Raw genomic sequence first — 15325 nt, forward strand, 5'->3', positions numbered from 1 at the left:
GAATATTCATTCCGTTTTTAATTTTACAGAAGAGGTGCTAATAAATGATCCAAATGAAAAACCTTCCACAACCGAAATCCTATGGCCCGCTTGGCAATTTGCCATTGATCGATAAAGAAAAACCGGTGCAATCGTTCATGAAGCAGGCGCGTGAACTTGGGCCGATCTATCAATTCCATTTCCCTGGGCGCGCCAGCACGTTCGTTTCGAGTGCGGAACTGGCCGCGGAAATCTGCGACGAGACGCGCTTTGATAAAAAGATTGGGCCGGCTCTCCAGAAAGTCCGTGCGTTCGGCGGAGACGGCTTGTTCACGAGCGGAACCGAAGAGCCGAACTGGAAGAAAGCCCATAATATCCTGTTGCCGAGCTTCAGCCAGCAGGCGATGAAAGGCTATCACGAGAAGATGATCGACCTCGCGTCACAATTGGTCCAGAAATGGGCACGGCTCAACCCGAACGAGGAAATCGATGTGCCGGATGACATGACGCGGTTGACGCTCGATACGATCGGCTTGTGCGGGTTCAATTACCGCTTCAACAGCTTTTACCGCGAAGATTCCCATCCGTTCATCGAGAAGATGGTGAGGGCCTTGGATGAATCGATGAGCCAGACGCAGCGTCTTGGCATCCAGGACAAATTGATGGTGCGCTCGAAGCAGCAATTCAAGGAAGACATCGATTATATGTTCAACTTGGTTGACGAATTGATCGCAGAACGCAAACAAGCGGGAGACCAGGGAGAAGATGATTTGCTGTCGCATATGCTAAAAGGCAAAGACCCGGAAACCGGTGAATCCTTGGATGATGAGAATATCCGCTTCCAGATCATCACGTTCTTGATCGCGGGGCATGAAACGACGAGCGGCTTGTTGTCGTTCGCCATCCAGTACCTCTTGAAGCATCCGGAAAAACTTGAAAAAGCCTATATCGAAGTAGACGAAGTGCTCGGCGATGCGACGCCTTCATTCAAGCAAGTGAAGCAATTGAAATACGTGCGCATGATTTTGAATGAAGCGCTGCGCCTGTGGCCAACCGCCCCGGCATTTTCCGTCTACGCGAAAGAAGATACGACGCTTGCCGGCAAGTACGAAGTCCAAAAAGGCGAAGCGTTCACTTTGCTCATTCCGGAACTCCACCGCGACAAAAGCGTTTGGGGACAAGATGCCGAAAGTTTCCGGCCAGAGCGTTTTGAAGACATTTCGAAAATCCCGCATCATGCATACAAGCCATTCGGCAACGGCCAGCGGGCATGCATCGGCCAGCAATTCGCGCTTCACGAAGCGGTGCTCGTGCTCGGCATGGTGCTGCAGCATTTCGAACTAGTGGACCATACCAATTACCAGCTCGAAGTGAAAGAAACTTTGACCTTCAAACCAGACGGCTTGACGATGAAAGTAAAACCGAGACGAAAAGTGCAGATGTTCCAGGCGCCAGTTGCGGAAGATCCGGTAGAAGCCGTGGTCGGCCAGCAAGCGATCGAGTCGCATGGCACGCCGCTTCTCGTACTTTACGGATCCAATCTCGGAACGGCACAAGGCGTGGCCCGGGAACTTTCGGAAACGGCACGCTTTAAAGGCTTTGAGACACAAGTAGCCGCACTCGATGACTATGCGGGCAATTTGCCGACGGATGGCGCAGTCGTCATCGTATCCGCTTCCTATAACGGCAACCCGCCGGATAACGCCGTGCGCTTCATGGAGTGGCTGGAAGCGGCTGGTTCCACGGAAGGCGTCACTTACAGCGTGTTCGGCTGTGGCGACCGCAACTGGGCAACGACCTATCAGCGCGTGCCGAGCATCATCGACGAACAACTGTCGGCAAATGGTGCCTCCCAGCTTATCGAACGCGGCGAAGGCGATGCCAGCGAGGATTTCGACGGTGAGCTTGAGAAATGGCAGGGAGCGCTATGGCCAGCACTCGCCGAACGCTTCGGGCTCGACTTGGAAACCAATACGCCAGCAAGCAATCAATTGTCGATGGAATTCATCAGCGGCGTCAGCCATACGCCGGTCGCCCGGGCATATGATGCGTTCACTGCGGTGGTCAGTGGCAATGACGAATTATTGAAGACAGCCGACCGCAGCACCCGTCATATTGAGATTGATCTGCCTGAAGGAGCGATGTATCAAGAAGGCGACCATCTCGGCGTACTGCCGGAGAATTCTGGGGAGTTGGTAGGCCGCGTGTTGAATCGTTTCGGTTTGAAAGGTGACGAGCATGTGGTTCTTGAAGGAAGCTCTGGACGCGCGAACCATCTGCCAACTGGGCAACCGGTCCAACTTGCGCAATTGCTCGCAAGCTATGTCGAATTGCAGGAGCCGGCGACGCGTGCGCAGCTTCGCGAACTCGCAAAAAGCAATCCGTGCCCGCCGCATAAAGCAGAACTCGAAGGATTGGTGGAAGACGAGACGTATAAACGCGAAGTGCTCGCGAAGCGTTTGACGATGCTCGAATTGCTCGAGCGCTTTATGTCATGCGAGATGGAATTCGAGAACTTCCTGTCTTTACTTCCGCCATTGAAAGCGCGCTATTACTCGATTTCCAGTTCACCGCGTGTCTCATCCAGCAAGGCGAGCATCACAGTCAGTGTCGTGAAAGGCGATGCCTGGAGCGGCACAGGAGAATACGAGGGCGTCGCTTCCAATTATTTGGCGAAGCGCGAAGCGGGCGATAAAATCGCTTGCTTTATCCGTACGCCTCAAACCGCCTTCCAGTTGCCGGACAACCCGGAAACGCCGCTCGTCATGGTCGGACCAGGCACTGGCATCGCGCCATTCCGCGGATTTATTCAGGCACGAAAAGTGTTGAAAGAACAAGGATCCACACTCGGTGCCGCGCAGCTGTATTTCGGCTGCCGCCATGCACAAGAGGATTTCTTATATGAAGAACAATTAAAGCAAGCTGAGCAGCTTGGCTTGATCGAATTGCACAGCGCCTTCTCCAGACAGCAGCAAGAGAAAGTCTATGTGCAGCATTTAATGGAACAAAATGCACAGGATATTCTTGGACTGTTGGAACAAGGCGGACATCTGTATATTTGCGGCGACGGCGGCAAGATGGCGCCAGCCGTGGAGGAAAGCTTGATCCACAGCTACCAGGAACTGAAAAACGCAACGCATGAACAAGCGCTTGTCTGGCTCGGTGAACTTGAACAATCGGGCCGTTTTGCGAAAGACGTTTGGTCGGCTTCATAACATAAGCAACAGAACAATTTAAATAGATAATGAAATGCCGCCTTCCAAGAAATCAGCCGATTTTGAAGGTGGCATTTTTCTATTTACGGGTAAAGAAGGTTAAGGAGATTTTCAAGAGGAGGGGGCTATCATGAACATCGGCATTATCGGAACCGGCAATATAGCAACGTATTTGCTCGAACAGGTGAACGAAAACCAGATGGTGGATGGGCGCATCACCGCGGTGTTCGGGCGTAACGTGGAAACCGGTACGCGTTTGAAAGAACGCTTTGGCATGGAGTTTTACACTGACTTGGACGAATTTCTTTCGGCTCCTGTCGATACGGTCGTGGAAGCTGTGACAGTGGATGCGGCAAGGCTGTTCATAAGCCAGGTGATTGAACGTCAAAAAGACCTCATCGTCAGCAGCATCGGCGTGTTCAAGGACTTCGCGTTCCTCGAGGAACTGACGAACCTGGCAGAAGCGAATGGCACGAAACTTTACTTGCCATCCGGCGCAATTGGCGGATTGGATGTGTTGCAATCCGCAAAGGCGCTTGGCGGGTTAAAGACGGTCCGTCTCACGACAAGAAAATCGCCGGAGTCGCTCGGGATGGAGACAGACCGTGAACAAGTGCTGTTTGACGGGACGGCGTTTGATGCCATCGGCAACTTCCCGAAGAATATCAATGTGGCATTGGTGCTTGCCATTGCAGGCATCGGGATGCATGAGACGAAAGTGCGCATCATTGTCGACCCGGACGTAAAACGCAATACGCACACGATCGAAGCCCAAGGGGATTTCGGCAAGATGCAGCTGCAAGTCGAGAACCACCCGATGGCAGCGAACCCGAAAACGAGCATGCTTGCTGCCTTGAGCATTCTGTCGGTGCTGCAGAATAAAGGCGGGGCATTGAGAATCGGGAATTGAGAGAGGTAATGAAAACAAAAGGGTTTTTATCGAAATCAGGGGAAAGGGGTACGAGAAAATGGAAAACGTCAAAGAAGGATTCATTCCCGTGACCGGGGGCAAGGTCTGGTACCGCATCACGGGAAACGGGCCCGGTATTCCGCTTTTGCTGTTACACGGCGGGCCGGGAATGAAAAGCAGCGATAGCGACCCGCTGCGCCAATTAGGTGCTGAGCGTCCGGTCATCCAATACGACCAGCTTGGCTGCGGAAAATCGGAGTGGCCGGAAGATACTGCCCTTTGGACAGTCGATCGTTACGTCGAAGAGCTCGGGCAAGTGATCCGAGCGCTCGAGTTGGAAGAAGTCCATCTGCTCGGCCATTCCTGGGGGACGATGCTCGCTGCGTCGTATCTATTCACGAAACCAGGAGGCGTGCGCAGCGTCATATTCTCAGGGCCAGCACTCGATGCCCAGCGCTGGGAGCGGGACCAGCGCGCTTATTTGAAGCGATTCCCGGAACCAGTGCAGAAAGTGATCGAGGAGAGCGAAAGCCAAGGCACGACCGATTCGGACGATTACCAGGAAACGATGATGCAGTATTACAAAACCCATATGTGCCGCGTCGATCCTTGGCCGGACGAGTTGTCGGAAGATCTCGATCAATTGAACCCGGCTGTCTACAATTATATGTGGGGAGCATCGGAATTTACGGTCACGGGCACTTTGAAGCATTTCGATGCGACGGAGCGCCTGCATGAAATCGAGGTACCGGCCTTGTTTACGTGCGGCCGGTACGATGAAGCCACACCCGAAGCGACGGAACAGTATGCGAGCTTCGTGCCGAATTCGGAATTCCACGTATTCGAAAACAGCTCGCATATGCCGGCATTCGAAGAACCTGAAGTATATGTGGAAACCGTCCGTGAGTGGGTCAACCGCCAGGAAATGAAGCCGGGGGGATGATGATGAAAAGTTTGAATCAGCTCATACACGCCTATACGGCCCAGCTGCAGCAAGGGGAGATGCAGCTGGCCTATAGAGGGATATTCGACTTGATCGGCAAATTGAGAGCGCGTTTTATGAGGAACTACCCGTCTCATGACATCGGCAGCATCTATCCAGGCTATATGGACATGACTTATTTTTCATTGACTACAGAAGTGCTGAAAGCTAAAGGGCTGAAAATTGCCATCGTCTATATGCATGAAAAGGGAGCCTTTGAAGTGTGGCTGTCTGCCCGGAACCGGGAGATCGCAAGGAAATATGGATTTCTGTTAAATGGCAATATTGCAGATGAACTTCCCGTGTTTCATGACGAAGCGAACCAAGACGCCATCATCGAATACACAATAGCATCCGCTCCGGATTTCGGGAATCAAGAAGCGCTGATGGAACTTATCGACCGGCAAGTGCAACAGTTCATAAATGCGGTGTCTTCCCGTTTGTAGCCGGCGGGAAGCCTGATTCCCCGCCATCTCCCGGTTTCCGGGAGCGTCCGGCAGTGCCGGTTTGTGCGGAAATCGTCCGCTTTGAAAAGATTCGGGCAAATGAAGGAGCGAGGACAATGGGGCAACATCAATGGCAACAAGCAGCACACGCTCTGGCCGCTATTACCGTAGAGGCACAGCCCGATAATGAACCGGTGGCCATCACGGGGGCGGCGCAAGGTTTTCGCTGCATCGGCGTCGGGACGGACGCAGCGGTGTTCCAGTCCGGGGATTTTCCGCAATATGCATTCAAATTATACGCAGAAGGCAAAGAGGACAAGCTGGAAGCGGAAGCGAAAGTTTATGGGCTTATCGGGCAGTCTCCTTATTTTTCGACTTGCTATGGCAGGGACGAGCGCATGCTCGTGCTGAAATTCGAGGACGGCCCGACTTTATTCGATTGCCTGCTCCAAGGCATTTATGTGCCGGAAGAGGCGATCCAGGATGTGGAAAAAGCGCGCGAGTACATCCGCGAAATCGGATTGAACCCAAGGGACATCCATTTGAAAAATATCATCCTGCAGAACGGGCGCGCGAAACTGCTCGACGTGTCCGAGTACATCAAGCCCGGCAACGATTTTCGTTGGGAACACCTGAAAAAAGCGTATCAGGAATATTACGCGATCATCGACGGGAAGCCGGTGCCGTTCTGGTTGCTCGACACGATCCGCAAATGGTACCACCACTGGAACCGCTATTCTGCCTCATTCGAAGAATTCATGCGCATCGTGTCCAATCAATTGAACTACCGGAAATAGTACTAGTTGATGAAAGGCTTTCCATGTTACGGAAAGCCTTTTTTTATCTGTCAATAAACCGAAAGCTCGTTCGGCATGATTAAATTCAAAATTTTATATATTTTTTAAGAAAATTGGTATTTGTATATAATGAAAGGAGACACAATGGAGCGATAGACTTAGGAGGATTCATAAATGATTAAACGAAAAAAAGCTTGGGCTTTGGCATTAACCGCCAGTTTGTCCATGGCGCTTTCGGCATGCGGAAACGAAGAACCGCCAGCTTCCGATAACGAAAGCGCCGCAGGAAATAATGAATTGGATAGTGTCCAGGAACTGCGCCTGACAACAGGGTCCGGGATTCCCACAATGGATTCGGTAATGGCGGACGATGCCGTCTCATTCACCATGTTGAACAATGCCGGTGAAGGCCTCTACCGCCTTGACCAACAGAGCACCCCCATTCCCGCGATGGCATCCGGCGAACCGGAAATCAGTGAAGACGGATTGACCTATACATTCACCTTGCGCGAAGCGAATTGGTCGGATGGCTCGCCCGTGACGGCGCATGATTTCGTCTTTGCGTGGCAGCGCGCAGCCGATCCCGAAACAGGCTCCACTTACGGCCCGTATATGATGGCGGGCACGATCAAGAATGCGGCGGCGATCGCGGAAGGCAAGCTGGATAAATCGGAACTCGGCATTACCGCACAAGACGACCAAACGCTCGTCGTGTCCCTCGAACGCCCGATTCCTTATTTCTTATCCTTGATGGCATTCGGCACATTCTATCCGCAGAATGAAGCGTACGTGACAGAACACGGAGATGAGTATGCGATGGATTCATCCAAGCTATTATCGAACGGTCCGTTCGTCTTGGCGAACTGGGATGCAACTGCCGCCTCGTGGGAGTTGGAGAAAAACCCCGAATATTGGGATGCGGACAATGTAAAACTGGGTAAAGTCGAATTCAATATCATCCCTGACCCCGGAACAGGCGTCAATTTATACGAAACAGGTGAAGCGGACCGCGCCGGCCTGGCAGGCGAATTTGCCATGCAATATGCAGAACATGAGGAAGTCGTGCGCATCCTGAAGCCGTCTGTTTATTACCTGCAATTCAACCAGGAACGCGATGGCAAAGCGACACCGCTTGCCAACCCGAAACTGCGCAAAGCGTTGGCGCTGTCATTCAATAAACAGGACTTGGCTGACATCGTTTTAGCCAACGGGTCGATACCGGCAGATTTCCTCGTGCCGACGGAATTCACGTTCGATGCCGACCAGAATGATTTCCGAAGCGTGAATGGCGACATGATGGAATTCAATGCCGAACAAGCGAAAGCCTTATGGGAAGAAGGCATGGAAGAAGAAGGCTTGACGGAAGTCAGCCTGGAATATTTGAGCGGGGATACCGAACTGTCGAAAAAAATCGATGCCTATATGAAAGACCAGATGGAAGGCAATCTGTCCGGCTTGACGCTCGAGATGAGCCAGGTGCCGTTCAACGTCCTGCTCGATAAGAACGAAGCGCAGGATTACGATATCCAGAGCACGGGCTGGGGCCCGGATTTCCAGGACCCGATTACATTCCTTGATATATTTGCAAGCGGGTCCTCCCAAAACACGATGTCGTATTCCAATGAACATGTGGATGAATTGCTGGAACAGGCGAAAGGGGAACTGGCCTTGAAGCCTGAAGAGCGTTGGCAAGCCCTGGCGGAAGTGGAGAAAATCATTGTCGAAGAAGATGCGGCCGTTGCCAATATGTATCAGTTCGGCAGCATGGCGCTTCAGAAACCGTATGTCCACGATGTGATTGCGCATCCGTTCACCGGCGATTTCAGCTATAAATGGGCTTATATTGCAGGAAGAGAATAATCAACAAGGGGATGGCGGCTGCCATCCCCTTTTTTCCAGTAGTTGAGGAAGGGATGCCTTGTACCGGGAAGCCAGTCAAGCCACCATCCTTCCATTGGAACCGAAGCGAAGCTTCTCAGTTTGTCGAGAAAGGTAAAAAACCGTATTTTCCGAAGCTTATCACTCGCTTTCCGTGGGCTCGCGCCCAAGCCTCCTCAGTCGCTTCGCGCCTTGCGGGGTCTTGGTCGTCTCGCTGATCCACAGGAAAGATAAAGTCGAACTACGTGAGACATTATCTTTGCGAAAGTAATGCGTAGCATTATTGAGCAGAAGGGGTTACGAGCGAACACTTCTCCAAATACTTAGAAAAATCATTGATTATTGCATGTAGAAAAAACGACGCCATTCTAACTCATAATGGATTAATAGACTTCTTCAACACTATGCGAACCGAAGCTTCTAATCAGAGTTTTGAAGGAAGACATAATATAGAAAGATTTTTTGCGAATGGAAGGCCTATAGCCGGGCATCTATAGTAATATGGAAGGCAGGGAAACAGAGGGGTCTGGGAAAGGGCATTTAGTGAGGGATTTGCAGGTAAACAACAACGACCACTTAGCGGGAATGGAGAGTTACGGTATGGTGAATGATCAATCGCGGTATTCGAGGCTTGCGAATATCACACGCATTGTCAATATGAAGCTGGATTTGTATGAAGTTCTGCAGCAGGTCACAGCGGCCATTTCCGAGGAAATTGTCCGATGCGATTCTGTCGGCATCTATTTGCCGGAAGGCGATGGCACTTACCGCGGATTTGCAGGGAAGCCGGAGATCATGAGCGGAGTGACGCTGCAATCGCAAATTATCGACCCGGAAACGGATTCTCTCGCCGCGGAATTAATCGAGACCAGAAAAACCATTTATATAGCGGATACTTCAACGGACAAGCGCCCGGATCCACGGTCGGTGGAAGCCTTCCAAATCAAGTCCTTATTGGCGTTGCCGATCTCCTATGAAAAGGATTTCATCGGCATGGTATTCTTGTTCGATTACGGCATGCCGATGAATTTAACAGAATCAGAGATTGAAAGTGTTGAAGCTTACGTAAACATGGCAGCGGTCGCGATCGAAAACGCAAAAAGCTTCCATCAAAAAGAGAAGTTATTGGCAGAAAAGCAATTATTGCTCGACCTGACCCGTGAATTGTCTTTCTGTTCGACGATCCGTGAAAGCCTGAAGGTTTGCTTCGCCTATTTGAAACTGGCCTTAGGCGACGGGGATTTTGCCGTGCACATCATAAAATCTTCGAGCACGCATGGCGGCACGCCGGCCCAATTCCATGCAGCCGATGGCATGTCTGAGCAGAAATGGAACGGGCGTCTCGTTGGCATAGCGGGGACAACAAGCTATGTGGAACTACTCAAGCGAGCCGTATCACGAAAAGAGCCAATCCAGACCCGTCTGGGAACTGGCCAAGAGTTGCTGCTGCTCCCGATGATCTCCATGGGGAAAGTGCATGGCATCGTTTCTGCGTTATGCAGCGGAGAAGCGGCAGAACAGGCCATGGACTTGCCGATTCCTTTCGCGCAATCCATTATCGATGCCGCCGCCCCGGTTTTTTCGAATTTATTATATATGGATCGCTTGGAAGGCATGGTCGAAGAGCGAACAAGCGCATTGTATGCTGCGAACAAGCGGGTCAATAGCGTGATTGAGAACATCACGGACGGTTTTTTTGTACTGAATAAAAACTGGGAATACACTTATATCAACAAGCATCTTTTTTTACCGAAAGGCAAAAGGGCGGACGAGGTGTTCGGCAAAAATATTTGGGAAGTGTATCCGGAAACGATCGGAACACTCACCTATACAGAGTTCCATCGCGCCATGAACGATCGGGTGACGGTTCGCTTTGAGACGCAATCCGATGAGCAAGATTTCTGGTTTGAAATCACGGCCTATCCCTTTGATGATGGCATATGCTGCGTGCTGAAAAACATCAAGGAAAAGAAAAAATACGAGAACGAACTGAAAAGGCTGGCCAATTTGGAGTTGATCGGCCAGATGGCGGCGGGGATCAGCCATGAGGTCCGCAACCCGATGACGACAGTGCGCGGCTTCCTGCAATTGATGGTAACCGATGAGCAATTGAAGCCGCATGCTGCACATTTCAATCTGATGATCGATGAATTGGACCGGGCGAATGCCATCATCACCGAATTCCTGTCGGTCGGCAATACACGGACGTCCGACATGAAAATGATGGGCCTGAATACGATTCTCGAGGATATTTCGCCATTGATCAAAATCGATACAGCCAACCAGAACAAACAGATCCAGATTTACACGCAGGAAGTACCGGAACTGTTGTTGAACCACAATGAAATCCGGCAATTGATCATCAATTTATACCGCAATGGCCTCGAAGCGATGGATGAAGGGAAGACGTTGACCATCGGCACGTATTTGGAAAATGATAATTGCGTAGTATTAGCAGTACAGGATCAGGGAAGCGGGATCGATCCCGCCATCATCGAGAAAATCGGCACGCCTTTCTACACGACCAAAGAACAAGGGACGGGCCTCGGCCTGGGCATCTGTTACGCGGTAGCGGCAAGGCATAATGCCACGATCGACATCGAAACCGGACCCGAAGGCACCATCTTTTTTACGAAGTTTCCGGTCAAAGCGGAACCGGGCGCCACACATGGATCTTTCCATGGCGAAACCGAATGATATTCATAAAAAAACTCCTCTCACCTAAGTGAGAGGAGTTAGTAGGCTGCCAGGAAAATCCGGCAGCCTTTTTGCTATGTGGATTATGTTTAGAATGCGCCCGAGCCGCCGCCACCGCCGCCGACTCCGCCACCAGTCCCAGCGATTCCACCGCTCGCGCTGGCACTTGAACTTACCGTGGTGCTTGCCGAAACGAACACGGCCGTCATGAGGATGGGGTTCATGGCGAAGCCGGAGACATCGTTTGCCGGTTCTGCCGGGGTGAAGGCCTTCGCTTTTCGCTCGGCCGTTTTCAGATCGCTGCCGAGCAGATACGCATAAGCGCGCTGCTTTTCATCCATCGTCAGCTGTTCCCATTGCTCAGCCGGCAATTGTTCCATCGCGGTTTTCATGCTGCGCCATTCATAGCGCACCCGGTGGCCTTCGCGTGTGATCGGCGAGTAGCCGACCGCAAACACGAAAGCGAGCATCGCAAGCGCAATGGAAATGGCCATCCAAGGCAAGAGCCCGTAAATACCTGACACGATGGCGAGGCCGATAAAGACGGCGCTCAACACGCCGGTTCCCCAGCGCAGGCCGATGTGCTTTTCATAAAAGTCGTGGGCCGTCACTTCGGCTTTCACTTCTTTATTCCACTCGGTGGTCGCTGCGTTATAGTCTTCATGGTTGAGTTCATTTTTCGTATAGGCCTCAACCTGTTCAAGCGTGAACGCCTGGCCGTCTCCGATCGTATCGATCAATAGCCCGATCAGCACCGCTTCGTGCGGGTGGTCGGTACTGCGGTCAAGCAGTTCAAAATGGTCGTCCGACAGTTGGCGGATCTTGCCTTTTCGCATCAAATCCAAAATCGCCGCCGACATGCCGTTCGCCGCTACATAATTCGGGTGGGTGAAATGGAGCAGCGCGGGAATGCTCATCGAATCTTCCGGCACGAAAAATTCATAAGTTCCGCTCCGGGCTTCCCGCTTGCGCCGGGATGCCTTGATCCAGGCGAATGATACGAGCCCGATGAGGAGTGCGCCCAGTATCGCGATGGCGGGAATCCCGATGGCTTTTGCGCGTTGCTGGTTGCGGGCGAACGCCGCTGCCTCGTTTTCGAGCTCTTCGCGGTCATTCGCGAGTTCGTCGCGCACCGTGCCGTCCTGGGCTGTAACGCCTGGGAACAACCCCGGTTCAAAAATCGCGCGGATGTCCGCATTTTCTCCGGATGGCACATCGCCTAAGTCGAACACTATAGTACCGTCTTCTCGAATGTCTGTGGTATCGAACGCCTCGCCGTATCCGAGCGCTTCGGATTCACTGGACGGGGCAGGCGGGATGACCGTAATCGTCATATCACCGTAGTTGCTTTCATTGCTGGCATCAAAGAACGGCCAGTAGAATTCGGCGCCGTCTTCGAATTTCTCGACAGCCCCGACGATCCGGTAGTTCAGTTCGACTTGGATCGTATCGCCGTCATTGCCGGAGCGATAGATTTTGTACAGGCCATCTTCAACTTCCACTTCCAAGTCCCGTCGGCTGTCATTTGCGGTAAATCCCTCGATTGACATTCCTTCTTTCGGAATCAGGCTTCTCGTGATGCCCTCGAAATCATCCTCGAATTCATACGTGAACTGTTCGGTCACATCTGCTGTGCCGTCTTCATTCAACTGGGCCTCGATCTCCACTTCCGTAATATCGAAATCAATGGCGAATGCCTGGATGGGAATGAGCAGCAGGAAAATGAACAATACGACAGCCAATCCTTTTTTATTCTTCACGATTCATCACCTCTTGTATAGGAGTACGGATGAGGAGGGGGAAGGTTTCATTTATGAACTGGTTTGAATAGACGCCATGAGATTTTCGTAAGGGAGCTCTTCAAACTTTGAGGGCAGCGAGTTGTATGAAAAGAGCACATTATCCTTACTAATTAGAATAATTTGTAATATTTATTTGACAGCGCTTTCATTATTAAATATACTAGGTATAAGTTAATAACTTGTCAGGAGATTAGGAGACACATTAATTACTTTGGGGCGTGGACCAAAGATATTTAATGTGTCTTTTTTCGTCTCAAATGATATTGCATGAAGGGGGACGGATAATTGGGAATGAGCTTTTCGACGGTGTCACGGCTATCACTACATAAAAAAGGAGATTAGTATGAAGAAGTTTAAAAAATCACTTGTATTTTTGATTGTTGCTTTGTTATTAGTTTTCATTGGCAGCGCAGTTGCTGCGCAATTCAATAGCTCGAGCGGGGAAGTGGGTGTCTCAAGGATTTATTTTGAAACTGAACGGGGTGAATTGTCTGGGCTGCTATACAAGCCGGATGGAGCGGACAGTGAAGCAAGACCGACATTGGTTGCAACCCACGGATATTTGAACTCTGGGGAAATGCAGGACGCCCAGGCTATTGAGATGTCCAAGCGCGGCTATGTGGTGCTGGCTCTCGATCAATACGACCATGGTCACTCGACAGGCACAATGGAGAAACCAGTCCCGTTTTTCTCGTTCTGGCCTCAAGCGATGTACGATGCCGTTCAATATATGTATGATCAGGATTACGTGTTGAAAGATGCGGAAGGCAACGGCATCATTGCCGTCTCGGGCCATTCGATGGGCGGGTTTTCATCCACGCACGCCGTCATGCTCGACGAAGTTGATTTCCAGGATTCAGGCATCCGCAAAATCCACAGCTCTTTGACGATGGGATCGGATTATCAATGGCTGAAAACTTTGGGCTATACGGATGAAGAAATCAATGCTTCCTACGGCCCGCGCATGTCCGGGAAAATTGCGGGCGTCTACGATGAATTTTTCTTTGATGCAGAAGCGTCGGCTGCCGGACAGCCCGTCGTGAAAAAAGATTATGTCAGCACAGCAGAAGGCTTGGGCTTCCTAGGCGGCTTGGAATCTGCGCAGGCGGGCGAGTTTTATGAAGTCGATGGTGCTCAGCGCATCATTTATCAACCGAACGAAACACATCCGTGGAATCATTTCTCCCAGCAATCGACAGCACACGCCATCGATTTTTACGATGCCGCATTTGCTGAATACGGAGATTTGGTGGCGATCGGCGACGAGGGGCAAACGTGGATGTGGAAAGAATGGTTCTCGTTCGTAGCGTTGATTGGCTTTTTCTTCTTGTTCATTCCGGTCATCAATTTGTTGACGAAATTGCCATTTTTCAACTGGGTCTACACCGAACGGCCGGCATCCCTGTCAGCACCGAAAACACATGGCGCCAAGCTTGCTGGCTATATTTTACTGATCTTCGGTGCACTTTATCCTGCCTTGTTCTTTACAGCACTTTATAGCGGAGATGCTACAGGAATGACTTTGCTTCGCCAGATTAGCATGATTACGATTGGATTGGCGGCATTGATTTTCATCTTCAGCTTTGTGAAAAATGGCGACAAATCTATCAAAACAGGATCGGGTCTTATCCTCGGGATTGGCATTGTACAGTATATTTATTTGCGACAACAGGAACGCTTTTTTGCGACGACGGAATGGTTCGGCGCGGCGACGGTTAACCCGGTCGTCTTTTGGGCGATCAACGTGGCCATTGTAACTTTGATGATTTTGGTCGGCTACCATTTCGTGGCGAAAAAAGCAGAAGGCGCAAGCTTTGCGAGTTACGGCTTGAAGGCGAATTCCAAAACGATTGCTGCCGCTTTAGCTACGGCGATTGTGGCTGTAGTGATCGGTTATGGCCTGCTGTACTTGGTCGACGCACTGTTCAAAGTCGACTTCCGCCTATGGACCTTGGCAGTGAAAACGTTTGAAGATCAGCATGTTTGGGCGCTTCTGCGTTATGCCCCATTGTTTTTCATCTATTATTTCATTGTCGGGCTGTCCGTGAACGTTAATACGGCAAGCAGCATATATGATGGCTGGAAAGGCTATGGAATTTCCATCCTTCACTTTATCGGCGGATTGGTTCTGTATCTTGCTTACCATTATGGATTGCTGTTCCTGACAGGGACTGGCGGCTACCCTGCCGAATCTTTGTCGTCGATCATTGTTATCGGACTTGTTCCGATTTTGCTGGTGGCAGCCATTTACAACCGCTATTTCTTCAGAAAAACCGGCAACGTCTATGTTGGGGCATTCTTGAATACCATCTTGATGACGCTCATTACTTTGGCGAACACGGTTCTTTATACGATTCTTTAAATAGCAGGGCAAGAGGTGAACTTCCCCTCTTGTCTTTTTTCTATCTGCTGAATTCCAGTAGATTCAAATGATAGAAAATGATCGTGAGTTTCTGGTTAGGTTGGGGTTTTCATCTACACTGCAGGCGGTTTCGGCTGTTGAATATAGGGAAATGGATACAGCCGGTCAGTACTGTGGCTGGAGGGCATTTACAATTTGACTCATCTGGAAATGTTGATGAACATGTTTGACGACAAAATGAAAGATGTGGAAAAAAA

At 50.8% G+C, this 15325-nt stretch carries 9 protein-coding genes; 8 read left to right on the forward strand and 1 reads right to left on the reverse strand.

The features are described from left to right. The first annotated feature begins 44 nt into the window (after window positions 1-44). The 7 genes from BBI15_RS03825 (at window position 45) to BBI15_RS03855 (ending at window position 10904) form a co-directional block, all read left to right on the forward strand. A complete protein-coding gene (locus BBI15_RS03825; RefSeq protein WP_068872353.1) occupies window positions 45-3194 on the forward strand; it encodes a bifunctional cytochrome P450/NADPH--P450 reductase in 3150 nt (1049 codons plus the stop codon). 130 nt (window positions 3195-3324) lie between these two features. After that, window positions 3325-4104 (forward strand): aspartate dehydrogenase, encoded by a 780-nt coding sequence (gene nadX, locus BBI15_RS03830; protein WP_068872354.1) that lies wholly within the window; start codon window positions 3325-3327, stop codon window positions 4102-4104. A gap of 58 nt (window positions 4105-4162) precedes the next feature. Continuing rightward, window positions 4163-5047, forward strand: a complete 885-nt coding sequence (locus tag BBI15_RS03835) for a proline iminopeptidase-family hydrolase (RefSeq protein WP_068872355.1) — start codon at window positions 4163-4165, stop codon at window positions 5045-5047. 2 nt (window positions 5048-5049) lie between these two features. Then, window positions 5050-5532 (forward strand): DUF7000 family protein, encoded by a 483-nt coding sequence (locus BBI15_RS03840; protein ID WP_068872357.1) that lies wholly within the window; start codon window positions 5050-5052, stop codon window positions 5530-5532. A gap of 116 nt (window positions 5533-5648) precedes the next feature. Continuing rightward, window positions 5649-6329 carry a protein kinase family protein gene (locus tag BBI15_RS03845; protein ID WP_068872359.1) on the forward strand — a complete coding sequence of 227 codons (681 nt, stop codon included), beginning with the start codon at window positions 5649-5651 and terminating at the stop codon, window positions 6327-6329. Window positions 6330-6503: 174 nt separating this feature from the next. Beyond that, complete coding sequence (locus tag BBI15_RS03850; RefSeq protein WP_068872362.1) at window positions 6504-8189, forward strand: peptide ABC transporter substrate-binding protein; 1686 nt, start codon at window positions 6504-6506, stop codon at window positions 8187-8189. A 618-nt stretch (window positions 8190-8807) separates the two neighbouring features. Continuing rightward, on the forward strand, window positions 8808-10904 hold the full coding sequence (locus BBI15_RS03855; RefSeq protein WP_068872364.1) for a GAF domain-containing sensor histidine kinase: 2097 nt from the start codon (window positions 8808-8810) through the stop codon (window positions 10902-10904). 89 nt (window positions 10905-10993) lie between these two features. Here BBI15_RS03855 and BBI15_RS03860 read toward each other — a convergent pair whose 3' ends face one another. Then, a complete protein-coding gene (locus tag BBI15_RS03860; RefSeq protein ID WP_167358023.1) occupies window positions 10994-12664 on the reverse strand; it encodes a DUF2207 domain-containing protein in 1671 nt (556 codons plus the stop codon). Window positions 12665-13049: 385 nt separating this feature from the next. On the opposite strand from BBI15_RS03860, the gene BBI15_RS03865 reads away from it, so the two are divergent. Further along, complete coding sequence (locus BBI15_RS03865) at window positions 13050-15068, forward strand: alpha/beta fold hydrolase (RefSeq protein ID WP_068872368.1); 2019 nt, start codon at window positions 13050-13052, stop codon at window positions 15066-15068. The last annotated feature ends 257 nt before the right edge of the window (window positions 15069-15325 follow it).

Source organism: Planococcus plakortidis (assembly GCF_001687605.2).
Taxonomy (GTDB): Bacteria; Bacillota; Bacilli; order Bacillales_A; family Planococcaceae; genus Planococcus; species Planococcus plakortidis.

What these genes read in the sequence shown, in the direction of transcription:
- BBI15_RS03825 (WP_068872353.1), top strand. Translation starts at nt 45, where the DNA reads ATGATCCAAATGAAAAACCTTCCACAACCGAAATCCTATGGCCCGCTT.
- nadX (WP_068872354.1), top strand. Translation starts at nt 3,325, where the DNA reads ATGAACATCGGCATTATCGGAACCGGCAATATAGCAACGTATTTGCTC.
- BBI15_RS03835 (WP_068872355.1), top strand. Translation starts at nt 4,163, where the DNA reads ATGGAAAACGTCAAAGAAGGATTCATTCCCGTGACCGGGGGCAAGGTC.
- BBI15_RS03840 (WP_068872357.1), top strand. Translation starts at nt 5,050, where the DNA reads ATGAAAAGTTTGAATCAGCTCATACACGCCTATACGGCCCAGCTGCAG.
- BBI15_RS03845 (WP_068872359.1), top strand. Translation starts at nt 5,649, where the DNA reads ATGGGGCAACATCAATGGCAACAAGCAGCACACGCTCTGGCCGCTATT.
- BBI15_RS03850 (WP_068872362.1), top strand. Translation starts at nt 6,504, where the DNA reads ATGATTAAACGAAAAAAAGCTTGGGCTTTGGCATTAACCGCCAGTTTG.
- BBI15_RS03855 (WP_068872364.1), top strand. Translation starts at nt 8,808, where the DNA reads ATGGTGAATGATCAATCGCGGTATTCGAGGCTTGCGAATATCACACGC.
- BBI15_RS03865 (WP_068872368.1), top strand. Translation starts at nt 13,050, where the DNA reads ATGAAGAAGTTTAAAAAATCACTTGTATTTTTGATTGTTGCTTTGTTA.